At 71.0% G+C, this 26,147-nt stretch carries 21 protein-coding genes; 7 read left to right on the forward strand and 14 right to left on the reverse strand.

What is annotated here, in order from left to right:
- Nucleotides 1-27 precede the first annotated feature (27 nt).
- The 9 genes from FIU88_RS07800 to FIU88_RS07840 all read right to left on the reverse strand — a co-directional run bounded on the left by FIU88_RS07800 (nt 28) and on the right by FIU88_RS07840 (nt 8,957).
- Nucleotides 28-264, reverse strand: a complete 237-nt coding sequence (locus FIU88_RS07800) for a DUF2789 domain-containing protein (protein WP_152478788.1) — start codon at nt 262-264, stop codon at nt 28-30.
- Nucleotides 265-383: 119 nt separating this feature from the next.
- On the reverse strand, nt 384-1,436 hold the full coding sequence (locus FIU88_RS07805; protein ID WP_152478789.1) for an asparaginase: 1,053 nt from the start codon (nt 1,434-1,436) through the stop codon (nt 384-386).
- A 97-nt stretch (nt 1,437-1,533) separates the two neighbouring features.
- Complete coding sequence (locus tag FIU88_RS07810; protein WP_152478790.1) at nt 1,534-2,757, reverse strand: MFS transporter; 1,224 nt, start codon at nt 2,755-2,757, stop codon at nt 1,534-1,536.
- Entirely contained in the window at nt 2,744-3,334 is a 591-nt protein-coding gene (locus tag FIU88_RS07815) for a hypothetical protein (RefSeq protein ID WP_152478791.1), read from the reverse strand. The genes FIU88_RS07810 and FIU88_RS07815 overlap by 14 nt, the downstream gene beginning before the upstream one ends.
- 7 nt (nt 3,335-3,341) lie before the next feature.
- Nucleotides 3,342-3,845 (reverse strand): hypothetical protein, encoded by a 504-nt coding sequence (locus tag FIU88_RS07820; protein ID WP_152478792.1) that lies wholly within the window; start codon nt 3,843-3,845, stop codon nt 3,342-3,344.
- Nucleotides 3,846-3,904: 59 nt separating this feature from the next.
- A complete protein-coding gene (locus FIU88_RS07825) occupies nt 3,905-5,245 on the reverse strand; it encodes a DEAD/DEAH box helicase (protein WP_152478793.1) in 1,341 nt (446 codons plus the stop codon).
- A 157-nt stretch (nt 5,246-5,402) separates the two neighbouring features.
- Nucleotides 5,403-6,002: a membrane integrity-associated transporter subunit PqiC gene (locus tag FIU88_RS07830; protein WP_152478794.1), complete on the reverse strand. Its 600-nt coding sequence runs from the start codon at nt 6,000-6,002 to the stop codon at nt 5,403-5,405.
- Nucleotides 5,999-7,681, reverse strand: coding sequence for an intermembrane transport protein PqiB (gene pqiB, locus FIU88_RS07835; RefSeq protein ID WP_152478795.1), 1,683 nt, complete (start codon nt 7,679-7,681; stop codon nt 5,999-6,001). The genes FIU88_RS07830 and pqiB overlap by 4 nt, the downstream gene beginning before the upstream one ends.
- Entirely contained in the window at nt 7,662-8,957 is a 1,296-nt protein-coding gene (locus tag FIU88_RS07840; protein WP_051008815.1) for a paraquat-inducible protein A, read from the reverse strand. Before FIU88_RS07840 ends, pqiB begins: the two co-directional genes overlap by 20 nt.
- A 168-nt stretch (nt 8,958-9,125) precedes the next feature.
- On the opposite strand from FIU88_RS07840, the gene FIU88_RS07845 reads away from it, so the two are divergent.
- The 6 genes from FIU88_RS07845 to FIU88_RS07870 all read left to right on the forward strand — a co-directional run bounded on the left by FIU88_RS07845 (nt 9,126) and on the right by FIU88_RS07870 (nt 17,140).
- Nucleotides 9,126-10,106, forward strand: coding sequence for a calcium/sodium antiporter (locus FIU88_RS07845; RefSeq protein ID WP_016854732.1), 981 nt, complete (start codon nt 9,126-9,128; stop codon nt 10,104-10,106).
- Nucleotides 10,107-10,306: 200 nt separating this feature from the next.
- Nucleotides 10,307-11,716: a cytochrome ubiquinol oxidase subunit I gene (locus FIU88_RS07850; RefSeq protein ID WP_152478797.1), complete on the forward strand. Its 1,410-nt coding sequence runs from the start codon at nt 10,307-10,309 to the stop codon at nt 11,714-11,716.
- Between the two features lie 3 nt (nt 11,717-11,719).
- On the forward strand, nt 11,720-12,721 hold the full coding sequence (gene cydB / locus FIU88_RS07855; protein WP_152478798.1) for a cytochrome d ubiquinol oxidase subunit II: 1,002 nt from the start codon (nt 11,720-11,722) through the stop codon (nt 12,719-12,721).
- Between the two features lie 4 nt (nt 12,722-12,725).
- Entirely contained in the window at nt 12,726-14,390 is a 1,665-nt protein-coding gene (gene cydD / locus FIU88_RS07860) for a thiol reductant ABC exporter subunit CydD (protein WP_152478799.1), read from the forward strand.
- Entirely contained in the window at nt 14,383-16,131 is a 1,749-nt protein-coding gene (cydC, locus tag FIU88_RS07865) for a thiol reductant ABC exporter subunit CydC (RefSeq protein ID WP_152478800.1), read from the forward strand. The genes cydD and cydC overlap by 8 nt, the downstream gene beginning before the upstream one ends.
- 13 nt (nt 16,132-16,144) lie before the next feature.
- Nucleotides 16,145-17,140, forward strand: coding sequence for an adenosine deaminase (locus FIU88_RS07870; RefSeq protein WP_152478801.1), 996 nt, complete (start codon nt 16,145-16,147; stop codon nt 17,138-17,140).
- A gap of 90 nt (nt 17,141-17,230) precedes the next feature.
- Here the strand turns inward: FIU88_RS07870 and guaD are convergent, their stop codons facing one another.
- The 4 genes from guaD to xdhA form a co-directional block, all read right to left on the reverse strand.
- Nucleotides 17,231-18,556 (reverse strand): guanine deaminase, encoded by a 1,326-nt coding sequence (gene guaD / locus FIU88_RS07875; protein ID WP_152478802.1) that lies wholly within the window; start codon nt 18,554-18,556, stop codon nt 17,231-17,233.
- 293 nt (nt 18,557-18,849) lie between these two features.
- Complete coding sequence (xdhC, locus tag FIU88_RS07880) at nt 18,850-19,707, reverse strand: xanthine dehydrogenase accessory protein XdhC (protein WP_152478803.1); 858 nt, start codon at nt 19,705-19,707, stop codon at nt 18,850-18,852.
- A complete protein-coding gene (xdhB, locus tag FIU88_RS07885) occupies nt 19,694-22,186 on the reverse strand; it encodes a xanthine dehydrogenase molybdopterin binding subunit (protein ID WP_152478804.1) in 2,493 nt (830 codons plus the stop codon). Before xdhB ends, xdhC begins: the two co-directional genes overlap by 14 nt.
- The gene (gene xdhA / locus FIU88_RS07890) at nt 22,170-23,681 is read right to left on the reverse strand and encodes a xanthine dehydrogenase small subunit (protein ID WP_152478805.1); all 1,512 of its coding nucleotides are present in this window, start codon (nt 23,679-23,681) and stop codon (nt 22,170-22,172) included. Before xdhA ends, xdhB begins: the two co-directional genes overlap by 17 nt.
- A gap of 204 nt (nt 23,682-23,885) precedes the next feature.
- Here xdhA and FIU88_RS07895 point away from each other — a divergent pair, with 204 nt between their 5' ends.
- The gene (locus FIU88_RS07895) at nt 23,886-24,572 is read left to right on the forward strand and encodes a TetR/AcrR family transcriptional regulator (RefSeq protein ID WP_152478806.1); all 687 of its coding nucleotides are present in this window, start codon (nt 23,886-23,888) and stop codon (nt 24,570-24,572) included.
- On the opposite strand, the gene FIU88_RS07900 is transcribed toward FIU88_RS07895, so the two are convergent.
- A complete protein-coding gene (locus FIU88_RS07900) occupies nt 24,559-25,935 on the reverse strand; it encodes an NCS2 family permease (RefSeq protein ID WP_152478807.1) in 1,377 nt (458 codons plus the stop codon). The two genes, FIU88_RS07895 and FIU88_RS07900, sit on opposite strands and share 14 nt — an antisense overlap.
- Nucleotides 25,936-26,147 lie beyond the last annotated feature (212 nt).

The raw sequence follows: 26,147 nt of genomic DNA on the forward strand, positions 1-26,147 counted from the left end.
CCGAGGCGGATGGCCGTCTCGGGCCGCTCAGGCTTTGCGTAGCGAGGCATTGAGGTGATCGACGACTTCGGCCCAGTCGGCGTCGGCCTCGATGGCCTCGCGCAGGAACTCCGCCTGGCCCTCGTTCCAGCAGGGCGCGTCGGGCAGCTCCATGTTCTCGGGGATCGGCGAGTTGCGCTCGATGAAGCGCTGGATGGCGCTCGGCTCCGAGGCCAGGCCGAGCTGTTCGAAGAGTTCGGTGAAGGGATGATCGGGATGTTCCATGACGGGCTACCTGTGCAAGCGGACGTGTGACTCCACTCTAGCCTCTCGGGCCCCGTCATGGCGATGGGGCGGCCCCGGCGTGTTCAACGCTTGACCGTCCCTCCGGCAGGACGCCCGCGTCAGGGCGCGGCGCGCTCGCCGACCAGCGGGGTCAGGAAGCGCCGACGGCGCTCCGCTTCCGGCAGCGGCTGGGCCAGCAGGTGCACCAGCTTGGCGACGGCGGCCTCCGGCGTCATGTCGTCGCCGGACAGCACGCCGGCCTCGGCCAGCGCCTGGCCGGCGGCGTAGTGGCCGATGGCCACCGCGCCGTGGGGGCACTGGCTGATGGCGGCGATCAGCTTGCCCTCGCCGACGGCCTGGGCCAGCACGCCCGCCAGGCGTGGGTCGTCCGGGAGGTTGCCGCCGCCCCAGACCTCCAGCAGCACGCCCCTGACGCGATCGTCCAGCAGCCAGGCCTCCAGCTGCCAGGCGGCGAGCCCCGGCCACAGCACGAGGCGCGGTACCGCACCCTCGGCCAGCGGCGTGTAGTCGGGCAGCTCGAAGCGAGGGGCGCCGCGCTGCGCTCGCTCCAGGCCGCGGCTGGGGTAGAGCACGGCGTCGTCATCCACCCATTCGCCGAGCGGCGGATGATTGGGGCTGACGAAGGCATCGGCCTCGCGGGTCTGCCACTTGCGGCTGCACGCGCCGCGCAGCAGGCGTCCGGCGAAGCAGATCGCCACTTCCTGCAGCCGCGAATCGGCGGCGAAGCGCAGCGCCGCCTCGACGTTGGCCAGCGCATCGCTGCCCTGGGCTTCCAGCGGCTGCATGGAGCCGGTGATGACCACCGGCCGGTCCAGGCCCTGCAGCTGATAGGCCAGGCTGGAGGCGGTCCAGGCCAGGGTGTCGGTGCCGTGGATCACCACGATGCCGGCATGGTCGGCGTAGTGTTCGGCGATCAGCCCGGCGAGACGCTGCCAGTCCTCGGGGGTGGCGGCGCTGGAGTCGATGGGCGTCGGCGTGGCGATGACCCGGAAATCGGCCAGTCCGGCCTGGCGGCCCGGCGGTAGCGTGGCCAGCGCGGCGCGCAGTCGGGGCTCGATGTCATGACCGGGGACCAGTCCGTCGGGGCTGTCCACCATGCCGAGGGTGCCGCCGGTGTAGATGACCAGCAGGGAAGAAGCGGGTGACGTCATGGAAGCTCCAGGCTGAGGTTGGGGGTCATGATAGAGCCCCGGCGTCGTCAGGCAAGAGGCGCAAGACGCCAGCGACCCCCGGATTCATCGCACTCGTTCAACGAACGACGAGCCGGCCCGCGTCATCGCTGGCCAGGCGGCGGTTGCGGCCGGCGAGCAGGGCGAAGACGGTGGCGGCGGCGGCCAGGGCCAGCAGCGCCGCGGTGATGCCGGCGAGGCCCAGGTCGAGCTCCAGCATCACACCGACGCCCAGCGGGCCCAGGGAGGCCAGGGCATAGCCCATGCCCTGCACCATGCCCGAGAGCTTGCCGGCCAGGCGGGCATCGGCGGTGCGCAGCACGATCAGCGACAGCGCCATGCTGAAGCCGCCGCCCTGGCCGAAGCCGAGCAGCGCCACCCCGGCCCAGCGCCACTCGGTCGGGCCCTGCAGCAGGGTCCAGAAGCCGCCGGCGGTCAGGCTCAGCACCAGCATCAGGGCCGGGCGCTGATCGCGACCGAGGCGGGCCAGCCAGGGCGCGGACAGGGCCGCGCCCAGCTGCAGCATCACCGAGGCGCCGGTCATCCATCCGGCCTCGACCTCGTCGTAGCCGCGCTCCACCAGCAGGGCCGGCAGCCAGCCGAAGACGATATAGGCCAGTGAGGACTGGCAGCCCATGTAGAGCGTGACCTGCCAGGCCAGCGGCTGGCGCAGCAGCGCGCCGGTATCGCCGCGGGCCGGTGTCGTTGTCGGCGGCCGCGTCGGCGTCGGCATCAGGGTCTGCCAGGCGATCAGGCTGACCACCGCCAGCGCCGCCCAGCTGGTCAACGCCGCGGCCCAGCCGCCCAGCGCCTCGGCCAGGGGAATGCTGAGTCCGGCGCCCAGCGCGCCGCCCAGGCACAGGGCCATGGTGTAGACCCCGGTCATCAGGTCGGCGCTGTCGGGCAGCTCGCGCTTGACCAGGGCGGGCAGCAGGGTGCCGGCGATGCCGATGCCGGCGCCTACCAGCAGGGTGCCGGCGAACAGCCAGAACGGGGCCGCCAGGCCCCGCAGGCCGAGCCCGGCGGCCAGTATCACCAGCGCCAGCGAGAGGGTGCGTTCGGTGCCCAGGCGTCGAGACAGCCAGGGCGCGGAGGGGGCGAAGAGGCCCAGGCAGAGCACGGGCAGGGTGGTGAGGGCGCCGATGGCCAGCATCGGCAGGCCGCTGTCGGCCTCGATGCGTGGCAGCAGGGGAGCCAGCGACGACAGGGCCGGGCGCAGGTTGAGCCCGACCAGCACCATCAGGGCGATGAAGACCCCGGGTGACGGGGTGCCGCGCCGTTGCCCGGGATCATTGGTCGCCATGCCGGCGTTCCGTCTGGCGTTCGCTGTCGCTGGCCTCAGGGGAAGAGGCGGGCGCCTCCGCGGAGGCGCCTTCCTGGCGGCGGCGCCAGCGTTCGGCGAATTCGGCCTCGCCCTCGAGTTCGTCGGCGGCGCCGAACTGCAGCCGGGTCGACGCGGTCTGGCCTTCGCCGGACGCGCGCCGGCGGATGCCGCTGACGTCCTCGCTGCTGACCAGGTCGAGCGGGCCCTGGGTCGTGGCGCGAGCGATCAGCGCGCCCTCGTAGGTCCAGCAGCGCTGGGGCACCTGGGACGTGCGCCACACTCGTCCCTGCCAGTGGGCGAGACCGTCGGCATCGAGATGCAGGCCGTCATGCGGCACCAGGGCCGCGAACAACCGGGCGTTGAGCACCAGGCCGTTGTCGGCCAGCGCCACCGCGCCCTGGTAGGTGCCGTCCTGCAGGCCGGTGAGCACGCTCTCGCGTGCCCGCTTGCTGCCGGGCTCGATGTGCCCCTCGCCGCACAGGTGCAGCAGGCCGTCGTCGACCTGTTTGATGACCCAGACGCGGATCGGGGGCTTGCCGAACAGTTTCTTCCACATGGCTCGCTCAACTCATATGTTGACGCAGATCGCCTCGCACGCTGTCGATCAGGGTGATGAAGTGGCTGTCGCCGGACGCGTCGACGCGATCGACCCGAGCGACGCTGGCCAGGCCGCGGTCGACCAGCAGCTGGTCGAAGATCTCCAGCGTGACGGATTCGGCGGCGGCCTCGGCCGGCGACAGGGTGCCGCCGGTCAGCGTGAAGCTCGGCAGCAGGGTGGCGCGCAAGCGGGTGGCGCCGTTCTCGGCGATCACCCGGCGCACGAACAGCCAGCCCTCGCAGGCCAGCCGTTCGCCGGCCTCGAATTCGCGCTGGAACAGGGTGCGGTAGCAGGCACCCTGGGTGGCGGCCTTGTCGGCCATGCTGCGGTAGGCCTCGGTGGTGCGCTGCGCCGAGACGCCAGCCGATTCCAGCTGCTGCCAGGCCGCGCGATGTTCGCGATCGAGCTGGGCCTGGCGCTGGAAGCGCTGCCAGCGGCGGTAGTCGTGGATCAGCTCTGAAGAGTCCATGGGCTTCCTTGCACGTGTCGTGTCAGCCAATGCGGATAGTACATTCGCATTGTCGGATGTTAATTGCCAGAGCGCTGGCGATCCTGGCCGCCACCGCTGCGACGACGACGGCGACGGCGCGCCGGGGCCTGGCCGTCGCCGTTTCCGCCGTTGCCGCCGGCGCTGCTGCGGTTGCCGCCGTTACCGTTGCGGCCGCCGCCGTTGCCGCGACCGTTGCCACCGCGACCGCGGTTGCGACCGTTCTCGATCGGCTCGGGCTTGGCGTTGGGATCGGGCTCGAAGCCGGGCTCGATGTGCTTGGTCAGGTCGCGCTTCATCAGCTTCTCGATGTTGCCGAGCAGGCCGTGTTCGTCGACGCAGACCAGCGATACCGCCTGGCCGTCGTGGCCGGCGCGTCCGGTGCGGCCGATGCGGTGCACGTAGTCCTCGGCGACGTTGGGCAGCTCGAAGTTGACCACGTGGGGCAGCTCGTCGATGTCCAGGCCGCGGGCGGCGATGTCGGTGGCCACCAGCACCTGCAGGTCGCCGGACTTGAAGGCGCTCAGCGCGCGGGTCCGGGCCGACTGGCTCTTGTTGCCGTGGATCGCCATGGCCGAGATGTCGCGCTTGTCGAGGTGCTCTGCCAGGCGGTTGGCGCCGTGCTTGGTGCGGGTGAAGACCAGCACCTGGAACCACTGGCGGCTGCTGATCAGGTGGGTGAGCAGATCGCGCTTGCGCTCGCGGTCGACCCGGTAGACGGCCTGGTCCACGGTCTCGGCGGGGGTGTTGCGGCGCGCCACCTCGATCAGCGTCGGGTCGTCGAGCAGCTTGTTGGCCAGCGCCTGGATCTCCTTGGAGAAGGTCGCCGAGAACAGCAGGTTCTGGCGGCCGTCGGGCAGCAGCTTCAGCACCTTCTTGATGTCGTGGATGAAGCCCATGTCGAGCATGCGGTCGGCTTCGTCCAGCACCAGGATCTCGACGCCGGACAGGTCGACGTGGCCCTGCTGCTGCAGGTCGAGCAGGCGGCCGGGGGTGGCGACCAGGATGTCGAGGCCGGGACGGATGGCGTCCACCTGGGGCTGCTGGCCGACGCCGCCGAAGATGACGTGGGAGGTCAGCGGCAGATGCTTGCCGTAGTCGCGCACGCTGTCGCCCACCTGGGCGGCGAGCTCGCGGGTCGGGGTCAGCACCAGGGCGCGCACGCCGCGCTTGGCCGGGCGGCGGCCGTCCTTGAGGCGTTGCAGCATGGGCAGGGTGAAGCCGGCGGTCTTGCCGGTGCCGGTCTGGGCGCTGCCCAGCAGATCGCCGCCGCCGAGGACGGCGGGGATGGCCTGGCTCTGAATGGGCGTCGGGGTGGTATAGCCCTGGGCGTCGATGGCGCGCAGCAGCTCGGGGCACAGGCCAAGATCGGAAAAGGTCATGCAGTCTCCGCGGCAACGTCACGCCCGATCCATCGCGCGGGGCGCGCGGATCGTGGCGGAACGAGGGAATGAGGTGAATCGCGACGGCGGGAGGCGGCCGCGAGTGGCGCGCATTATGCCATAGCGCCGGAAAAGTCGCAGCCGACCGTGGGCCGCGTCAGGGTGTCGCGCGCCGCTGATGACGCGCGACCGCCGCCGCGACCTGGTCGGCGGCGGCGTCCCAGCTGTGGCCCAGTGCCCGTACCAGGGCGGGATAGCCGTCCTCGGCCAGGGGCGTGGCGACGCGGAAGGTAGCGGCGTCGACCAGCGTCTGGTCGGCGTCGAGCAGCTGCCAGCGTCCGGCCGCCAGGGCCTGGCCGTCGGGCAGGCCCTGGAAGCGCTCCACCGTGACCCTCAGCTGGAAGGGATCGTCCCCGGCGCCGGCCTCGGCGTCGAACAGTACCCGGGTGTCGGGCAGCGCCGCGGTGAGCCGGTCGCGCAGGCCGCGCTCGAGCTGGCGGCCCAGCGGCTCGGCCCAGCGATGGCCGCTGGCCTCGCGCAGGGTGATGTCGTCGAGCTGCACGACGATGCCTTCGGCATCGAGCAGCGGGGCCAGGCGCAGCGGGCGCAGCACCAGGGTGTGCCCGGCGGAGGCATCGGCCCTGGCCGGCGCCTCGGCGTCGGGCAGGGTGTAGCGGGTCGCCGGCGTGCCGTTAAGGGCGCAGCCGGTGAGCCACAGCAGGGCCAGGAAGGGCAGCAGGGCGCGCAGCGCGGTCATGGCGAACTCCTGTCGGGGGCGCGGGGCATGGGGTCGTCGGCGTCGAGGCTGTCGAACAGCAGGGCACCGGGGTTGTCGCCGAGGCGGCGGGCGGTCGGCTGGAGGTCTCGCAGCAGGCGCTCGAGCTGGTCCAGGGTCTCGGTGAGGTCGCGGTAGGCCGGCGCGCCCGGCGACACGCCCTCGAGGGTGTCACGCAGCGATGACAGGGTGCTATTGAGCTCGCCGGGCAGGGCGCGGGTCTCGGGATCGTCGAGCAGCGACTGGACGCCGGCGGTGAGCTGGCGCACCTGTTCCAGGGTGGCCTCCGAGGTGGCCAGGTTGCTCTGCAGGCCGTCGAGGATCGGCTCGAGCTCCAGGTCGTTGAGCTTGTCGAGCAGTGCGGTGACCTGGCCCTGGATCTGCGCCAGACCGCCGGAGGTGGTCGGGAAGACGGTGCGCTCGGCGAACAGCTCGGGCGCGTAGTCGTCGCCGCGCTCGGGATCCAGGCTGAGGTCGACGAACAGCGCCCCGGTGAGCAGGTTGCCGCTCTTCAGCGAGGCGCGCAGGCCGCGCTGGAACAGCCGCTCGAAGCGCGCCCGCCACTCGTCGAGGTCCAGGGTCTGGCTGTCGATGCCGAGCCGCTGGGGCTCGATGCGGATCAGCACCGGGATGGCCAGGCGCGCGTCGCTCTCGGGCTGGGGCGAGGTGAAGTTCCACGGCACGCTGGCCACGGTGCCGACCCGCACGCCGCGGAACTCCACCGGCGCGCCGCGGGACAGGCCGCGCACGGTGTCCTCGATCAGCAGCACGTATTCCAGATAGCGGTCGAAGGTGCCCTCCCGGGCGCTGTCCTCGTCGGCGTAGAGGGTGAAGGTGCTGTCGGGATCGGCCTGCACGCCGCGGGGCAGGTCCTCGGGGACGCCGAAGGTGACGCCGCCGCTGACCATGGTCTCCAGCGAGTCGAGCCTGACGCGCACGCCCTCGGAGTCGAGCCGCAGGTCGACGCCGCTGGAGCCCCAGAAGCGGGTGTTGACGGTGACCAGGCGGTGGTAGGGGCTCTCGATGAAGATGCGGTGGCGCATGCGCCGGGTCTCGACGTCGAATTCGGATTCCTCGACGCGGCCCACGGTGAAGCCCTGGTAGGTGACCGGGTCGCCGACGCTCAGGCCGTTGCCGACCTCGCTGAGCAGGTTGATGCGCAGGCCCTCGGCGCCGGGGGGCGCCACCGGCGGCTGCTCGGTGACCGTGAAGCGCTCGGCCTCCTCGTCGCTCTGGCCGGGTTCGAGCTGCAGGTAGGCCCCGGACAGCACGGTGTTGAGCCCGCTGATGCCCTCGCGGCCGATCCGCGGCTTGACCACCCAGAAGGTGCTGTCCTCGACCAGCATCGGCGCGGCCTCGGGCTTCATGCGGGCGGTCAGCACCACCTGGGAAAGGTCGTCGGACAGGTCCACCGACTCCACCCGGCCGATCTCGACGTTGCGGGTCTTGATCAGGGTGCTGCCGGCCTCGATGCCGTCGGCGCTCTCCATGATCAGGGTGATCGTCGGGCCGCGGCTCAGGTAGCTGTCGTAGACCAGCCAGGCGCCGATCAGCAGCGCCACGATGGGCACGATCCAGATCGGCGACAGCGGCGCCTGGCGGGTGGCCCGGGCGCGCTGCTGCTCGTTGTCGGGCGCGGCGTCAGGGGGCGTGTCGTTCATGCGGGGCTTCCTCGTCCGCTGTGGAAGTGGTGCCATCCCAGATCAATCGGGGATCGAAGGTCATGGCGGCGAGCATGGTGAGCACCACCACGCTGCCGAAGGCCACGGCCGCGGGGCCCGGCTCGACGGCCATCAGGTTGCCGGCGCGGATCAGTGCCACCAGGATCGCGACCACGAAGATGTCGACCATCGACCAGCGGCCGATGAACTCGGTGATGCGATACAGCCGGGTGCGCACCGGGGCCTTCAGCGCGTGGGCCCTGGGCGCCATCAGACACAGCCAGGCCAGGGCCAGCAGCTTGCCGATCGGCACGATCACGCTGGCCACCAGGATCACCAGCGCCACCGGCAAGGAACCCATCTCGATCAGTTCGACGATGCCGCCGACGATGGTGCTGGGGCTGGCCCGGCCAAGGCTGACGGTGGTCATGATCGGATAGACGTTGGCCGGTATGTAGAGCACCGCCGCCGCGGCCAGCAGGGCCCAGGTGCGTTGAAGGCTGTGGGGACGGCGGGCGTGGAGCGGCTCGCCGCAGCGCTGGCACTGGCCGTGGCCGCCGGCATCGAGGCGGCCCACCAGGCCGCAGGTGTGGCAGCCGGTGAGCCCCTGGGGGGCGGCGGGGCGTCCGGTCTGGCTGCCCTCCGGTGCCGGGGGCTCGCCGGCCAGGGCGAACCACAGCCAGTCGCGGTCCACCGATTGGGTGGTGGCCAGCAGCAGCACCGCGAAGGCGCCGAAGGCCCAGAAGGCCGGGCCGAGCTCGATCTGGGCGAGACCGACGATCTTGATCAGGCTGACCAGGGTGCCGATCAGGAAGACGTCGGCCATCATCCAAGGCTGCAGGTGGGCGAGGGCGCGGGCGGCGCTGCGGCTGGCCGGCAGCGGATGGCCGCTCAGCAGGCCGATCTGCAGCCACACCACCGCCAGCAGATAGAGGGTCGGCAGCACCAGGATGGTCAGCAGCACGACGATCGCCACCAGCGGCGCGTGATGGCCGATCAGGTCGGTGGCGGTCTGGGTCAGTTCGATGCGGTTGCCCACGCCGCGCACGCTGAAGGCCAGGAAGGGAAAGGCCGCGGCGATCGCCAGGCTCGCCAGCGCGGCGATCGCCAGCGCCAGGCTGCGCTGGGCCGGATAGCGATGGCGCCGCACCTCGGCGTGGCCGCAGCGCGGGCATACCGCCTGCTCGCCGGAATGCAGCGGCGGCAGGGCCATCAGCCAGTCGCATTCGTGGCAGGCACGCAGGCGTCGCCGGGTGGCGCGGGCCTCCGGCGGCATGCGGTCGACATAGGGCACCTGGCTGGGCAGGGCGATGTGGCGAAAGGCCGGCCTTGGCACGGCGATGATGTCCTCCTGACGATCAACGGCTTAAGGGAAGTGTGTCACGTTGACGCGGGGGGCACCATAGTCAACCATGCGCGTCTCATTTGTTCCGATGGAGACACCATGATGCTTCCCGCCCTGGCGGTGGTGGCAGGCCTGATCCTGCTGGTCTGGAGCGCCGAGCGCTTCGTCGACGGCGCGGCGGCGACGTCCGCGCGACTCGGCTTATCGCCCTTGTTGATCGGCATGCTGGTGATCGGCTTCGGCACCTCGGCACCGGAAATGGTGGTCTCGGCCATTGCCGCCAGCCAGGGCAATCCGGGCCTGGCGCTGGGCAATGCCTATGGCTCCAACATCGCCAACATCGGCCTGATCCTGGGCCTGGTGGCGCTGATCGCGCCGCTGGCGGTGCACTCCGGGGTGATCCGCCGCGAGCTGCCGGTGCTGGGCGGCGCGACGCTGCTGTCGGCGGTGCTGCTGCTGGGCGGCGTGGTGCGCCTGGAGGGCGCGCTGCTGCTGGTGGTACTGGTGGCCTTCATGGGCTACAGCGTGTTCCGGGGGCTCAAGGACGGCAGCGATCCGCTGTCGTCGGACACCGAGACCGAGTTGGCCTCGCATCCGATGTCGATGAAGGCCGCCCTGGGCTGGACGGCGCTCGGGCTGGTGCTGCTGGTGGCCAGTTCCCGGCTGCTGGTGTGGGGCGCGGTGGACATCGCCCAGAGCCTCGGCGTCAGCGATCTGGTGATTGGCCTGACCGTGGTGGCGGTGGGCACCTCGCTGCCGGAGCTGGCGTCCTCGATCAGCGCGTTGCGCCGCCGCGAGCACGACCTGGTGCTGGGCAACGTGGTGGGGTCCAACCTGTTCAACACACTCGGCGTGGTGGGGCTGGCCGCGGTGATTTCGCCGATCGACGCGGGCCGCGAGGTACTGCTGCGCGACTGGAGCCTGATGGCGGCGATGACGGTGCTGATGGTGGTCTTCGCGCTGGGCTGGCGCGGCCGCCAGGGTCGCATCAATCGCCTCGAGGGCGGCGCCCTGCTGGCCATGTACGTGGCCTATCTCGGCTTCATGGTGCACCTGGTGATAGACGCCGGCGCCGCATGATGCACTGCGACATCCCGACACACATGGGGGAAGCCTTCCCGGGGTAAGATGATTTCGTTGCCTGTTCCCGCCGCGGCCTCTTCGGCTAGGCTGGGCAGGCAAGGGAGAAATGCGGCAGGGCGCCCCGGCGCCCGACGACCAAGAGCACGGAGAGTGCCTTCGCATCACGTTCATCGATCCGCAGGAACGAGGTGTCACCCATGGAACTGGATCCTCTGCTGCTGTCGCGGCTGCAGTTCGCCTTCGTGGTTTCCTTCCATGCCATCTTCCCGGTCTTCACGATCGGGCTGGCATCCTATCTCGCCGTGCTCAACGGCCTGTTCTATCGCACCGGCAACCCCGCCTGGGAACGCCTGGCGATCTTCTGGGCGCGCGTCTTCGCCGTGGTGTTCGGCATGGGCGTGGTCTCGGGCATCGTCATGGCCTTCCAGTTCGGCACCAACTGGAGCAACTTCTCGCTGGCGGCCTCCAACATTCTCGGTCCGCTGCTGAGCTATGAGGTGGTCACCGCCTTCTTCCTCGAGGCGGCCTTCCTCGGCGTGCTGCTGTTCGGGCGCGGCAAGGTGCCCCAGGGCGTGCACCTGTTCGCCTCGATCATGGTGGCGCTGGGCACCTTCATCTCGGCGTTCTGGATCCTGGTCTCCAACAGCTGGATGCAGACCCCGGCCGGCACCGAGCTGATCGACGGGCGCTTCCACGTCACCGACTGGAGCGAGGCGATCTTCACCGCTTCCTTCCCGTATCGCTTCGTGCACTTCGTGATGGCGTCGTTCCTGACCGGCGGCTTCGTGGTGGCCGGCGTCAGCGCCTGGTACCTGTTGATCGGCCGTGACGTCGAGGCCAACCGCAAGGCGTTCTCCATGTGCCTGTGGCTGCTGCTGGTGCTGGCGCCTGCCCAGGCGATCGTCGGCGACGGGCATGGGCTCAACACCCTGGAGCACCAGCCGACCAAGGTGGCGGCCATGGAAGGCAACTGGGAGACCCAGTCGCGCACGCCGCTGCTGCTGTTCGCCTGGCCCGATCAAAAGGCCCAGGAGAACGCGCTGGAAGTCGGTCTGCCCGGGGTGGCCAGCCTGATCCTCACCCATGACATCGACGGCGAGGTCCCGGGCATCAGCGAGGTGCCGCCGGAGGAGCAGCCGCCGGTGTGGCTGGTGTTCTGGTCGTTCCGCATCATGGTGGCCATGGGGCTGGCGATGATCGTCGCGGTGCTGATCGGCGCCGGGCTGCGTGCCAAGGGGCGGCTTTACGATCATCGCGGCTTCCTGCAGTTCATGCGCGTCATGACCATCACGCCGTTCCTGGCGGTGCTCGCCGGCTGGTTCGTCACCGAGATCGGCCGCGCGCCCTGGCTGGTGTACGGCATCATGACCCAGGCCGAGGCGGTGACGCCGTCGCTGACCGGCGGCATGGCGCTGTTCACCCTGATCGGCTACATCCTGGTCTACGCCGTGGTGTTCTACGCCGGCACGCTCTACCTGACCCGGGTCGTGCGTCAGGGCATGCTGCCCGAGCCGCCCCATGACGACGAGGTGGAGCGTCCCAAGCGGCCGCTGTCCGCCTCCCATGTGCCGTTCGAAGACGCCGCCAACCAGCCGGGAAGGAGCTGAACCATGGAAATGTTGGATCTGACGCTGATCTGGGCCGGCATCATCGGTTTCGGCGTGATCATGTACGTGCTGATGGACGGCTTCGACCTGGGCGTGGGCATTCTCTTTCCCTTCGCCCCGGACGAGGACAGCCGCGATGTGCTGATGAACTCCGTGGCCCCGATCTGGGACGGCAACGAGACCTGGCTGGTGCTCGGCGGGGCCGGACTGCTGGCGGCCTTCCCGGTGGTCTACTCGGTGTTCCTGCCGGCGCTCTACATCGGGGTCTTCCTGATGCTGGCCGGGCTGATCTTCCGCGGCATCGCCTTCGAGTTCCGCTTCAAGTCGCATCGCAATCGTCGCTGGTGGAACCGTGCCTTCTTCGGCGGCTCCACCGTGGCGGCCTTCGCCCAGGGGGCCGTGGTGGGCGCCTACATCCAGGGCTTCCCGGTGGAGGACTTCGTCTACGTCGGCGGCGCCCTGGACTGGCTGACGCCCTTCACCGTGCTGACCGGCCTCGGCCTGGTGGCCGGCTATGCGCTGCTCGGCGCCACCTGGCTGATCATGAAGACCGAGGGCCACATCCAGGCCTGGGCCTACCGGCTGGCACCGCGTCTGCTGGTCGCGGTGCTGGCGGTGTTCGCCATCATCAGCCTGTGGACCCCCTTCGTGGATGACGCGGTGCGCGAGCGCTGGTTCGGTCACCTGCACCTGCTGTGGGTGTTCCCGGCGCTGGCCCTGCTGTGTGCCTTCTGGCTGTGGCGCTCGGTGCAGGCGCGCCGCGAGGGCCAGCCGTTCATCGCCACCCTGGGGGTGTTCGTCTTCACCTATCTGGGGCTGGTGGTCAGCAAGTGGCCGGTGATCGTGCCGCCGAACTACACCCTGTGGGACGTGGCCTCGGCGCCGGAGTCCCAGCTGTTCCTGCTGCTCGGGGTGCTGTTCGTGATCCCGATCGTGCTGGCCTACACCGCCTGGAGCTACTGGGTGTTCCGCGGCAAGGTCCGCGTGGGCGAGGGGTACCACTGAGACGATGACGCAGGCATCGACATCGCGCGCCTGGCTCGCCGGCCTGGCGCGCGCCGAACGAGGGCGACTGGGCCTGGCCGTGGGCTGTGGCCTGGTCGCCGGCATCGCCACCGTGGCACAGCTGGTGCTGCTGGCCTGGCTGGTGACATCACTCCTGGTGGAGGGCCGTGCGCCCTCCACGCTGTTGCTGGCCTTCATCGCCCTGGCGGCGCTGATGGGGCTGCGGGCCCTGGCCCAGTGGGGCCAGGAGACCCTGGGCCTCGCCGCCAGCCTGCGGCTGCGCCGCCGGGCCCGGGGCGAGCTGCTCGATCATCTGGAACGGCTCGGGCCGGTGGGCCTCACCGGCCATCACAGCGCCAGCCTGGCCCAGCGGGCGGTGGACCAGGTCGAGGCGCTGGACGGCTACGTGGCCCGCTTCCTGCCCCAGCGCTATCTCGCCGTGCTGCTGCCGCTGGTCATCCTGGCCGTCGTGGCCTGGCTCGACTGGCTGGCGGCGGTGTTCCTGCTGCTGGCGGCCCCGCTGATCCCGCTGTTCATGGCGCTGGTGGGCATGGGCACCGAGCGGCTCAACGAGGAGCAGTTCGATGCCGTGGCACGGCTGTCGCGCCACTTCATCGACCGGGTGCGCGGCATCACCACCCTGCAGCTGTTCGGCCGCACCGCCGCGGCCACCGAGGAGGTGCACGCCGCCGCCGACGACTACCGGCGCCGGACCCTGCGCCCGCTGCGGCTGGCCTTTCTCTCCTCGGCGGTGCTTGAGTTCTTCGCCGCCGTGTCGATCGCCGTGGTGGCGATCTACGTGGGCTTCGGCCTGCTCGGCTACATCAGCTACGGGCCGGCCGACCAGCTTACGCTGTTTTCCGGGCTGCTGGCGCTGCTGCTGGCGCCGGAATTCTTCCAGCCGCTGAGAAGCCTGGCCCAGCACTATCACGACCGCGCCTCGGCCTTGGGCGCCGCCGAGGGCATGGTGGCACTGCTCGACGAGACGCCGCGCCGCAGCGGCCTGACGCCGCCCGCGCCCCATGCCGCTCGGGCGGTGGCCGAGCTGGAGGCGGTCACGGTGTCGCACCCCGAGCGCGGCCGCGTGCTGGGGCCGCTGGACCTGACGCTGGCGCCGGGCGAGGTGCTGGCGATCAGCGGGCCCTCCGGCGTCGGCAAGTCGACCCTGCTGCAGCTCCTGGCGGGCTTTGTCGATCCGGACAGCGGCCATCGTCGCCTGCGCACCCGGCTCGAGGTGGCCTGGATGGACCAGCGTCCGCTGCTGATCCACGGCCGCCTGGCCGACAACCTGCGCCTCGCCGCGCCCGCCGCCGATGACGCCGCGCTGCATCGGGCGCTGGTCGCCGCCGGCCTGGGCGAGCTGGTGGCCGGGCTGCCCGACGGGCTCGACACCCGGCTCGGCGAGCGCGGGGTCGGGCTCTCCGGCGGCCAGGCCCAGCGTCTGGCGCTGGCCCGGGTGTTTCTCTCCGAGGCGCGGCTGGTGCTGCTCGACGAGCCCACCGAGAGCCTCGACGCCGAGAGCGAGGCGGTGGTGATCGAGGCGCTGATGGCGCTGGCCGCCGAGGGCCGCAGCCTGGTCATCGCCAGCCACCGGGCCGCGCCGCTGGCCTGCGCCGACCGGCACCTGACGCTGCGTGACGGCCGCCTCGAGGAGGTGATCCATGACTGAGCGACGCGCCACGATCGCGACCCTCGCGCCCTGGCTGCGCCTGCTCGGCCGGCGCCGCGGCCGCCTGCTGGCCGGCGGCGCGCTGATGGCGCTGGCGTTGGCCTCGGCGATCGGGCTGCTGGCGCTGTCCGGCTGGTTCATCACCGCGACCGGCCTGGCCGGCATCGCCCTGGCCGCCGGGGGCGCCATGACCCTGGACGTCTACGTGCCGGGCAGCGGCATCCGCGGCTTCGCGGTGACCCGCACCGCGGCGCGCTACGTCGAACGGCTCTACAACCACGACACGGTGCTGCGCCTGCTGGCCGACCTGCGCGGGCGGATGTTCGCGGTGCTGGCCGGCCTCGACGCCCAGACGCTGTCGCGGCGCCGGGCCAGCGACTGGCTGAACCGCCTGACCGCCGACATCGACACCCTGGACAGCCTGTTCCTGCGCCTGCTGGCGCCGGCGGCGGTGGCGCTGCTGGCGATCCTCGCCCTGGCCGGCTTCCTGGCGATCTGGTCGCCGGCGACGGCCCTGTCGGTGGCGGGGCTGCTCGGCGCCGCCTGGGGCTGGCTGACGCTGGGCCAGGCGCGCCTCGGGCTCGCCGCCAGCCGGCAGCGGGTCGATGAGCTGGAGCGCCTGCGCGGCCGATTGATCGAACAGCTCCAGGGGCTCGCCGAGCTCGAGACCTACGGCACCCTGGCCGGCCAGCGGCGGCGCCTCGAGGCCATCGAGGATCGGCTCTACGCCGATCAGGGCCGCCTGGGGCGGTTCTCGGCGCTGGGCACGGCGGTGGCCGGGCTGGCCGTCGGGTTCGGCTGGCTCTCGGCGCTGTGGCTGGCGGCCCTCGCCTGGCAGGCCGGGGGGCTGTCCGGCCCGCTGATGGTGATGATGCCGCTGGCGGTGATGGCGATGAGCGAGGCGCTGACCGCGCTGCCCATGGCCTTCACCCAGTTCGGGGCCACCCTGGCCGCCGCCGAGCGGCTCAATGCGCTGGAGGATACCCGTCGCGACGACGCCGACCGGGGCGCGGCGTCGCTGCGCCCCGGTGCGCTGGCGCTCGCCCTCGAGGAGGTCGCGCTGCGCTATCCCGGCGCCCTGACGCCGGTGTTCGACGGCTTCTCGCTGGCGCTTTCACCCGGCGAGCGGCTGGCCGTGCACGGGGTGTCGGGCAGCGGCAAGTCGAGCCTGGCGGCGCTGGTCACCGGCCAGCGGGTGCCGGACGCGGGCCGGGTGCGTCTGAACGAGGCGCCGGTCGGCGAGATCGCCGCCGACGTTCTGGCCGAGCGGGTCGCCTGTCTGACCCAGCACACCGAACTGTTCGACGACAGCCTGGCGGCCAACCTGCTGCTGGCCGCCCCCGAGGCCGATGACGCGCGGCTGTGGGCCGTGCTCGAGACGGTGGAACTGGCCGACTGGGCGGAATCGCTGCCGCGCGGGCTCGACACGCGGGTGGGCGAGGGCGGTCGGCGACTCTCCGGCGGCCAGGCGCGTCGGGTGGCGCTGGCGAGGCTGCTGCTGCGCGATCCGGGGCTGGTCATCCTCGACGAGCCCTTCGCCGGCCTCGATCCGGCGCTGGCCGCGCGCATCGCCGAGCGCCTCGACGGCTGGCTCGCCGGGCGCAGCGTGCTCTATCTGGTGCACGAGCGGGCCGAACAGACGGCACTGCCCGGGGTCGATCGCTGGCAGGCCCTGAGCCTGCTGCCGGAGAAGGACTTTGCGCCGCCGCGCGGAATCTTTCAGGATAGGGCAAAGCATTGATACGAGGTGATTCATGCGGGATTTCCTGAAGGCCCTGCCCAAGGCCGAGCTGCATCTGCACATCGAGGGCACCCTGGAACCCGAACTGATGATGGCGCTCGCCGAGCGCAACGGCGTGACGCTGCCCTACGCCTCGGTGGAGGAGGTGCGCGCCGCCTACGATTTCGACGACCTGCAGTCCTTCCTTGACCTCTATTTCCAGGGCATGAGCGTGCTGCTCACCGCCCGGGACTTCGAGGACCTGGCCATGGACTACTTCCGGCGCGCCGCCGCCGAGGGCGTGGTGCACGTGGAGATGCACGTCGACCCCCAGGCGCATCTGTCGCGGGGCGTGGCGCTGGAGGCGGTGATGGAGGGGCTCGAGCGCGCCCGCCGTCGCGCCGAGGACGAGCTGGACCTGTCCACGGCGATGATCCTCGCCTTCCTGCGGGACCGGCCGGCCGAGGAGGCCGAGGCGCTGCTGGAGCAGGCCGCGCCCTATCTCGACCGGATCGACGCCGTGGGCCTCGACAGCGCCGAGGTCGGCCATCCGCCGGGCAAGTTCACCGAGGCGTTTCGCCGTGCCGGTGAGCTGGGCTTGGCCCGGGTCGCCCACGCCGGCGAGGAGGGGCCACCCGCCTATATCCATGAGGCGCTGGACGTGCTCGACGTCTGCCGCATCGATCACGGCGTGCGCTGCCTGGAGGACGAGGCGCTGGTCGCGCGGCTGCGCGACGAGGCCATGGTGCTGACCGTCTGCCCGCTCTCGAACCTGCGGCTCAAGGTGGTCGAGCGCATGGAGGCGCATCCGCTGCCGGCGATGCTCGAGGCCGGCCTCAACCTGACGCTCAATTCCGACGACCCCGCCTACTTCGGCGGCGGCATGCTGGAAAATTTCGAGGCCTGCCAGCGCGCCTTCGGCTGGTCCCGGGAGACCTTCGGCCGGCTCGCCGGCAACGCGATCGAGGCGGCCTTCATGAGCGAGGAGCGCCGCTCGGAACTTCGCGCCAGGCTCGCGGCCTGCGGCTGATGTCGGCGGGCATCGATGGAAAAAGGGCGGCGCTTCGGCGCCGCCCTTTTTTCGTGCCGGTCATTCATGCCTGGCGTGTGCAGGGGGAGATCAGGCGTCTCGCTGATGCACCCGCCGGCCGTTGGCCCAGGTGGCGTACACGGTGCGGTCGTCGCCCAGCATCATCAGCGCGAACAGCGTCTCGGCGAGCTTGCGGCAGCGGGCGGTGCGTCGGGCCAGCAGCGGCGTGGCCTGTGGGTCGAGGACCACGAGGTCGGCTTCATGGCCCTCGCGCAGGCGTCCGATGCGCTCGTCCAGGTGCAGGGCCCGGGCGTTGCCCAGCGTCAGCCGGTAGAAGCCCTGCCAGGCGGTGAGCGGCTGGCCGCGCAGCTGGCCGACCTGATAGGCGGCCTTGAGGGTGGCGAGCCCCGAGAGATCGGTGCCGGCGCCCACGTCGCTGGCGAGCGTGGTGGCGAGCCCCGCCTCGCGGCAGGCCAGGCGGTCGAACAGTCCGCTGCCGAGGAACAGGTTGGAGGTCGGGCAGAAGGCGACGTTGGCGCCGGCCTCGGCCAGCCGGCGGCGCATCGGCTGGTCGAGGTGGATGCCGTGGGCGAAGGTACTGCGCGGCCCCACCAGGCCGTAGCGCTCGTAGACCCCCAGATAGTCTTCGCATTCGGGAAACAGCTCGCCGACCCAGGCGATCTCGCCCTCGTTCTCCGAGAGGTGGGTCTGCAGGTGAAGATCCGGGGCGTTGCGCAGCACCGCGCCGGTGGCCTCGAGCTGCTCGCGGCTGGAGGTGGGCGCGAAGCGCGGGGTCAGGCTGTAGCCGAGGCGGCCCCGGCCGTGCCAGTCGCCGATCAGCCGCTCGCTGTCGGCCAGCCCGCCGAGGGGATCGTCGACCAGCGCCTCGGGGGCGTGGCGATCCATCAGCACCTTGCCGGCCAGCATGCGCAGGCCGCGGGCCCGGGCGGCGGTGAAGAAGGCGTCCACCGAGCCGGGATGCGAGGTGCAGAATACCTGGGCGGTGGTGGTGCCGGCGCGCAGGGTCTCGTCGAGGAAGGCCTCGGCCACCGCCTCGGCGTGGGCGCACTCGGCGAAGCGACACTCCTCGGGGAAGGTGTAGTCATTGAGCCAGTCGAGCAGCTGGCGGCCGTAGGAGGCCATGATGTCGAGCTGGGCGTAGTGCACGTGGCTGTCGATGAAGCCCGGCATCATCAGCTTGTCGCCGTAGTCCACCGTCTCGATGTCCGCCGGCAGGTGCGGGGCCAGCTCGGCGAAGTCGGCCACGGCGTGGATGTGGCCGTCGACCAGCCAGACGGCGCCGTCTTCCAGATGGCGCACGCTGCCCGCGGCCGGGGCGTCGTCCTCGCCCGGGTCGGCGTCGAAGCTCAGCAGCGGGCCGCGCAGCAGGCGCATGTGGGGTTGGGGGTCGGTCATCAATCTCTCCGCTGAACGCCGCTTGGCCGGCGCATGGAAAAGTCGGATTCTGTTGGGTCTTGGCGAATGTTCAGGCGATGAGCTTACCCGGCGACAAGCCCCGGGGTGCCGGACCATCGCGAGGCGCTGTGAACCCTTCCCTGGGCGCTACTTTTGCCCTGCGGCGCTCTCGCGTCCTGCGCCGCTTGCAGGGCCGGTGCTGGCCATCCATGGCCAGCCCGTTCGGCGGAATCCGCCTCACCCATGGCAAAAACCCTCGCTGCGCCTTATCCCCGGTGCTCATCGGTGTGGCTCTAAGTTCTTGATGGAAACGCCTGGCGCAGCGTCTCCGGGGCGACGCCGCGGCGGTCGTCGCGCTCGGTGTCGGGCTTGAGCGTCAAGAGCTCGGCGGCCACCGCCAGGGCGATCTCGCAGGGCCGCTTGCCGTGGGCGCCGGGCACGCCGATCGGGCAGCGCACCGTTGCCAGTGCGGCCTCGTCGTGGCCGGCGTCGCGCAGCCGGCTCTTGAAGCTCGCCCACTTGCTGTCGGAGCCGATCAGGCCGATCGAGGCGCAGTCGCCGCGCCGCAGCAGGGCGTCGACCAGGGCGCGATCCTCGGCGTGATCGTGGGTCATCACCAGGGCGTGGCAGCCGGCCGGCAGTGCGGCCACCGCGGCCTCCGCGCCCTCGGCACCGGCCGCCAGGCGGACATGCTGCAGCCGGTCTCGGTCGGCGGCGTCATCCGGGAAGGCGTGCTCGCGGCTGTCGAACCAGCGGATGCGCCAGGGCAGCGGGGCCAGCGCCTGGACCAGCGCCCGGCCGACGTGGCCGGCACCGAACAGCGCGATCTCCATCTCGGCGCCGGCGAACGGTTCGATCAGCACGTGCACGTAGCCGCCGCAGCACTGACCGGAGCGCCCGCCCAGCGGGAAGGCCTCGAGCCGGGTGTCGCGGCGGCCGCTGGCCAGCGCCTCGCGGGCGGCCTCGATCACCTGCTGCTCGAAGTGGCCGCCGCCCAGGGTGTCGTGGACATCGTCGGCGGTGACCACCATCTTGGCGCCGGGCTCCCGCGGGGTGGAGCCGGCCACGCCCACCACGCTGGCCAGGGCGTGGGGGCGCGCCTCGCGCTGCAGGCGGGCGAGCGCCGCGTACCAGGGCTCAGGTGGGTGCATGGTCAGACCCCTCGTCATGGGCGGCGCCATGCTCGGCATAGGCGTCGGTGCGGGTCCTTCTGAGGGACTCGGCGGTCATCAGTACACGCTCCGGGGTGGCGGGCGTGTCCAGCGCCGGGCTGACGCGATAGTCGGCGAGACTCGAGAGGGCATCGCGCAGCGCCGACCACACCGAGATGCCGAGCATGAAGGGCGGCTCGCCCACGGCCTTGGAGCGATAGATGCTGGCCTGGGAGTTGGGATGGCCCTGCATCAGCGCGACGTTGAAGGTCTCGGGCAAATCGCCGAAGGCCGGAATCTTGTAGGTGGCCGGGCCGTCGGAGACCAGCCGGCCGGCCTCGTTCCAGACCAGCTCCTCGCTGGTCAGCCAGCCCATGCCCTGGATGAAGCCGCCCTCGATCTGACCGATGTCGATGGCCGGGTTCAGCGAATCGCCCACGTCGTGAAGGATATCGGCGCGGCTGACGCGATACTCGCCGGACAGGGTGTCGACCTCGACCTCGGCCACGGCGGCCCCAAAGGCATAGTAGTAGAAGGGCCGGCCGCGGCCGGTGGCGCGGTCGTAGTGGATCAGGGGCGTGGCATAGAAGCCCTTCTCGGACAGCGAGACGCGGCCGATATAGGCGGCCTGGACCAGCTCGCCCCAGGGGATGCGCGTCTCGGCCTCGCCGAGCCCGGCCACCAGCTGGCCGTCCTCCAGGCGCATGGTCTCGCGGTCGAGCCCGCCCGCCTCCCGGTCGAAGTGAGCGGCGGCGAAGTCGAACAGCCGCTCGCGGAGCTTGCTCGCCGCGTCGCGGGCCGCCTGGCCGTTGAGGTCGGCGCCGCTGGAAGCGGCGGTGGGCGAGGTGTTGGGCACCTTGTCGGTGCGGGTGGCGCTGATGCGTACCCGCTCCAGATCGAGGCCCAGCTCCCGGGCCACCACCTGGCACACCTTGGTGTGCAGGCCCTGGCCCATCTCGGTGCCGCCGTGGTTGATCAGCACGCTGCCGTCGGTATAGACGTGCAGCAGCGCGCCGGCCTGGTTGAGGTGCTGGGCGGTGAAGGAGATGCCGAACTTCACCGGCGTCAGCGCCAGGCCGCGCTTGATGATCGGGCTTGCCGCGTTGAAGGCGGTGATCTCTCGGCGCCGCGCCCAGTAGTCGCTGCTCCGCTCGAGCTGGTCGATCAGGTCGTGCAGCAGGGTGAGCTGCTCGACGCGCTGGCCGTAGTGGGTGATATCGCGGGTGACGTCCAGCGGCGCGCCGTCTTCGCCCCTGGCCCGATACAGGTTGCGCTTGCGCACGGTCAGCGGGTCCTCGCCGAGATGGCGGGCGATGTCGTCCATGGCGCGCTCGATGATCATCATGCCCTGGGGGCCGCCGAAGCCGCGGAAGGCGGTGTTGGAGGCCTTGTGGGTGCGGGCGCGCTGGCCGGTCACCCGGGCCTCGCCCAGCGAGTAGGCGTTGTCGGCGTGGAACATGGCGCGGTCGACGATCGCCTCGGACAGGTCCGGCGAGTAGCCGCAGTCGCCGATCACGGTGATATCGCCGCCGGCCAGCACGCCGCGCTCGTCGAAGCCGAGGCGATAGCGGTTATGGAAGGGGTGGCGCTTGCCGGTGGCGCGCAGGTCCTCGGCCCGGGGCAGGCGCAGCTTGGTCGGGCGGTTCGTGCGCCGGGCGATCAGCGCGGCGATGCAGGCCCAGGGCGAGGCCTGGGTCTCCTTGCCGCCGAAGCCGCCGCCCATGCGTCGCATCTCCATGGTCACCGCGTGGAAGGGCACGCCGAGCACCTCGGCGACCAGCTTCTGGCTCTCGCTGAGGTGCTGGTTGGAGGTGTAGACCATCACGCCCTCGTCCTCGGAGGGCACCACCAGGCAGGCCTGGCCCTCGAGGTAGAAGTGCTCCTGGCCGCCGACGAACTGCTCGCCCTCCAGCACATGGGGCGCCTCGTTCAGGGCGTTCTGCCAGTCGCCACGCTGGTGCACGTGGGTGGGGCGCACGAACTCCTCGCGCTCGGCGGCGGCCACCGGGTCCAGCGACGCCGGCTGCTCGTCGATCTCGACGATCGCCTCCCTGACCGCCAGCCGCGCCGCGCGGTGGCTCTCCGCCGCCACCGCGAACAGGCTCTGGCCGAGGTAGCTGATCTCCTCACTGGCGAAGATCGGGTCGCCCGGGAACACCGGGCCGATGTCGGTATGGCCGGGCACGTCGGCCAGGGTGATCACGTCCACCACGCCCGGCGCGTCGCGCACCCCGTCCAGGTCGAGCCGGGTCAGGCGGCCGTGGGCCACCGGCGAGAAGCCCACCGCCACGTGCAGGGCGTTGGCCGGGGTGGCGATGTCGTCGATATAGGGTGCGCGGCCGGTCACGTGCTTGACGGCGCTCTCGTGGGCGCGGGCGCTGCCGGCGCCGCCCCGGGCCGCGACGGTCTCCCGGGCCAGCGGCGCGTCGCCCTGGTTCCGCCGTGAGGTGTCTTGGGGAATGTCAGTGAGCGTACGCATCGAGAGTCACCTTGGTCGCGGAATCGTTGTTGTCGTTGGCGCCGTTGTCGTCGATGGGGCCATGTTCGGCGGCGATCATCAGCCGCAGCCGCTCGAGCAGGTTGCCGGCGGCCAGGCGGCGGTACTCGGCGCTGCCGCGCACGTCGGACATCGGCGCGAGCTCCTCGCCGAGCGCCGCCCGGGCGGCGGCGAAGGCCTCGGCGTCCGGAGCGTGGCCCTCCAGCGCGGCCTCGGCGGCGGGGGCGCGGCGGGGCACGGCCGCCATGCCGCCGAAGGCCAGGTGGACGTCGCGCATCACGCCGTCTTCCAGGCGCCAGGCGAAGGCGGCGAGCACCGCGGAGATGTCGTCCTCACGTCGTTTCGACAGCTTCCAGACCTTGAGATTCTGCGCCGCACTCGGGCGCGGCAGGAAGACGGCGGCGATGAACTCGTCGTCGGCCAGCGCCGTCTGGCGGTAGTCGAGGAAGAAATCGGACAGCGGCAGCTCGCGCGGGCCGCCGGGGCCGTCGAGACGCAGTATGGCATCGAGGGCCAGCAGCACCGGCGGGGTGTCGCCGATCGGCGAGGCGTTGGCGATGTTGCCGCCGAGCGTGGCGCGGTGGCGGATCTGCGAGGAGGCGAAGCGATGCATCAGGTGCGCGAAGGCCGGGTAGGGATCGGCGAGCAGCGGCGTCAGCCGGGCCAGGGTGACCGAGGCGCCGATCCACCAGCCGGCCTCGGTCTCCTCGATGGCGTTGAGCTCGGCGACCTGGCGCACGTCGATCAGATCGTCCAGCGCCTTGAGCTGCTGGGTGGCCTCGAGCCACAGGTCGGTGCCGCCGGCCACCAGCCGGGCGTCGGGGCGCTCGGCTTTCAGCGCGCGCAGGGCCTCGAGGTCCCGGGGCGTGACATAGTGGCTGACGTCGTGGCCCGCCGCGGCCGGCTCGCCGTCGCGGGGTTGGCGCAGGCAGGCGACGTGGCCGGCGAGGCCCGCGTCCTCGGCCCAGGCGGGATCGGCCGCCGGATAGTCGCCCATGGCGAGGGCGGCGTCGCGGATCGGCCGGTAGCCGGTGCAGCGGCACAGGTTGCCGCCCAGGGCCTCCTCGAGGCGCGCCTGGTTCAGCGGGGCAGGTCGTCGCCGCTGATCCTCGTAGAGGGTGAACAGCGACATCACGATCCCGGGCGTGCAGAAGCCGCACTGGCTGCCGTGGCAGTCGACCATCGCCGCCTGGGCGGGGTGCAGCCGCTCGCCGCTGGCCAGCCCCTCGACGGTGACCAGGTGGCAGCCGTCGAGCTGGTGGGCCGGGGTCAGGCAGGCGTTGGCGTTGTGATAGACCAGCTCGCCGTCCTCACCGGGTTCGCCGATCGCCACGGTGCAGGCGCCGCAGTCGCCGGAGGCGCAGCCTTCCTTGGTGCCGGTCTGGCCGAGGCCTTCGCGCAGCAGCTCGAGGGTGCTGGTGTCGGCGCTGACGTTGCGACAGCGCTGACGCCTGCCGTTGAGGTAGAAGTCGATCATGGGTGTCGGCTCCGATTGTGGTTGTAGTGGCCGGGAATCAGGAGATGATCTAATTCTTGACCGTGTGGTCAGCTTTGGCAAGTGTCAGGCGCCTCCCGGTGCCGTTTTCTCCCCGATCGGGCGTCGGCGGTGATGCCGAATTGCCTTGATGCCGGGCCCTGAGGCACTCTTTGCCCCCAGGATCGGTACCGACAGCGAGGGCCCATGGCCAAGGCAGACAACGGCAGTGAACAGGAAGGCGGCGCCATCCGCCGGCGCAACGAGCAGGCGATCCTGGCGGCGGCGGAGCGGGTCTTCGCCCGGCACGGCTATCGCGGGGCCAGCGTGCAGGAGATCGCCGAGCAGGCGGGGCTGCCCAAGTCCAATGTCCTCTACTACATGGGCAGCAAGCGCAGGCTCTACGTGCGCCTGCTGGAGCGGGTGATGGAGCGCTGGAACGCCATGCTCGACGACATCTCGGCCGACGACGACCCGGCCGAGGTGCTGTCGGCCTTCATTCGCTCGAAGATGTGGATGTCGCGCCGGTATCCCGAGGGCTCACGGCTGTTCGCCAGCGAGATCATCGGCGGCGCGCCCTTCCTGCAGGAGTTCCTGAGTGGCGAGCTGCGCGACTGGGTGCACAGCCGCGCGGCGGTGTTTCGCCAGTGGGCCGAGCGGGGCCTGATGGACCCGGTCGACCCGGTGTGGCTGATCTTTCTGATCTGGTCCTCGACCCAGCACTACGCCGACTTCGAGGCCCAGGTGCGGGGCATCACCGGCCATGAGGCGCTCTCCAACGAGGATATCGAGCGCATCACCGAGTTCCTGACCCGGGTGGTGATCAAGGGCTGCGGGGTGAAGCACCCCGCCGACCGCGCGCCGGCCGACGAGGCGTCGCTTACTGAGCGGTGACCAGCAGCAGCACCGACAGCGCCGCCGACACCCACATCGCCGGCCGGATGTCCTCGAGGCGTCCGGTGGCCACCTTGATCAGCACGAAGCTCATGAAGCCGAAGGCGATGCCGAGGGTGATCGAGTAGGTCAGCGGCATCAGGATGATGGCCAGGAAGGCGGGAAAGGCCTGGTCGAAGCGCTGCCAGTCGATCTTCGCCACCGGCGCCATCATGAACAGGCCGACCAGCACCAGCGCTGGGGCGGTGGCGATGCCGGGCACCAGCGACAGCAGCGGCGAGAGGAACAGGAAGGGCAGGAACAGCAGCGCGATGACCACCGCCACCAGGCCGGTGCGGCCGCCCTGGGCGACGCCGGCGCCCGACTCGATGAAGGTCTGGGCGGCGCTGGTGCCGAGCGGCGCGGCGATCATCGAGGCGAAGGCATCCACCGTCATCGAGCGCTTGAGGTGGCGCGGGTTGCCGTCCTCGTCCTTGAGGTCCGCCGATTCCGACAGCGCCATGAAGCACGACAGGGCGTCGAAGAAGTTGGTGAACAGCATCACGAAGATGAACGGCAGATAGGCCACCTTCAGCGCGCCGAGGATGTCGACCTGCATCACGGCGCCGAAGTCCGGCCAGGCGGCCAGGCCGTTCCAGGCCACCATCACCTCGTCGCCCCACAGCCGGCCCATGGGCGCGGCCATCAGCGTGGTCAGGGCGATGCCCATGATCAGCGCGCCGTTGAAGCGCAGGATCACGAACACCGCGGTGGCCACCAGCCCGAGGAAGAAGGTGGCGAGAGAGGCGTCCATGGTGCCGAGCGATACCAGGGTGGCGTCACTGCCGACGATGAAGCCGGCGTTCTGCAGCCCGATGAAGGTGATGAACAGTCCGATGCCGCAGGTGATGGCGTAGCGCAGCGAGGCGGGGATGGCCTCGATGATGGCGCGGCGCACGTTGAACACCGCCAGCAGGGCGAACAGCACCCCCGACCAGAACACGCAGCCCAGCGCGACTTCCCAGCTGAGGCCGGCGCCCAGCACCAGGGTGTAGGTGAACAGCGCGTTCATGCCCATGCCCGGGGCGACCAGGATGGGGTTGCGGGCGTAGAGGCCCATCGCCAGGCTGCTCATGAAGCTGATCAGCACGGTGGCGGACAACGCCGCGGAGAAGGGGATGCCGGCGTCCGAGAGCACGGCGGGATTGACCACGATGATGTACATCCCGGCCAGGAAGGTGGCGATGCCGGCCAGCAGCTCGGTCTTCAGCGTCGAGCCGCGGCGGGTGACGCCGAACCACCGATCGAGGAGAGGCAGGCTGGGCTGCCGCGAGGGTGCGTCCGCGTTGAGCGCCCCGTCGGCGCGGGGAGAGGTCTGTTGCATGCCGATACCCTGTTGTTGTTGTGGGTGATGTGAGGCAATTTTTCTGACCTTTTGGTCAAGATCAGCGAAGATCAAGGCTAGCCGCTGGCCCGCCGGCGTGCAAGCGAGGCGGGTATCGGACTCGGCGGTCGATGTCGCCGAGAGGGATCCGTCGACGAAAACTGGCTCTTGACCTGTCCACGACGCCCCAGGCTCGACAAAATGGCGCCTGG

Source organism: Halomonas sp. THAF12 (assembly GCF_009363675.1).
Lineage (GTDB): Bacteria > Pseudomonadota > Gammaproteobacteria > Pseudomonadales > Halomonadaceae > Halomonas > Halomonas smyrnensis.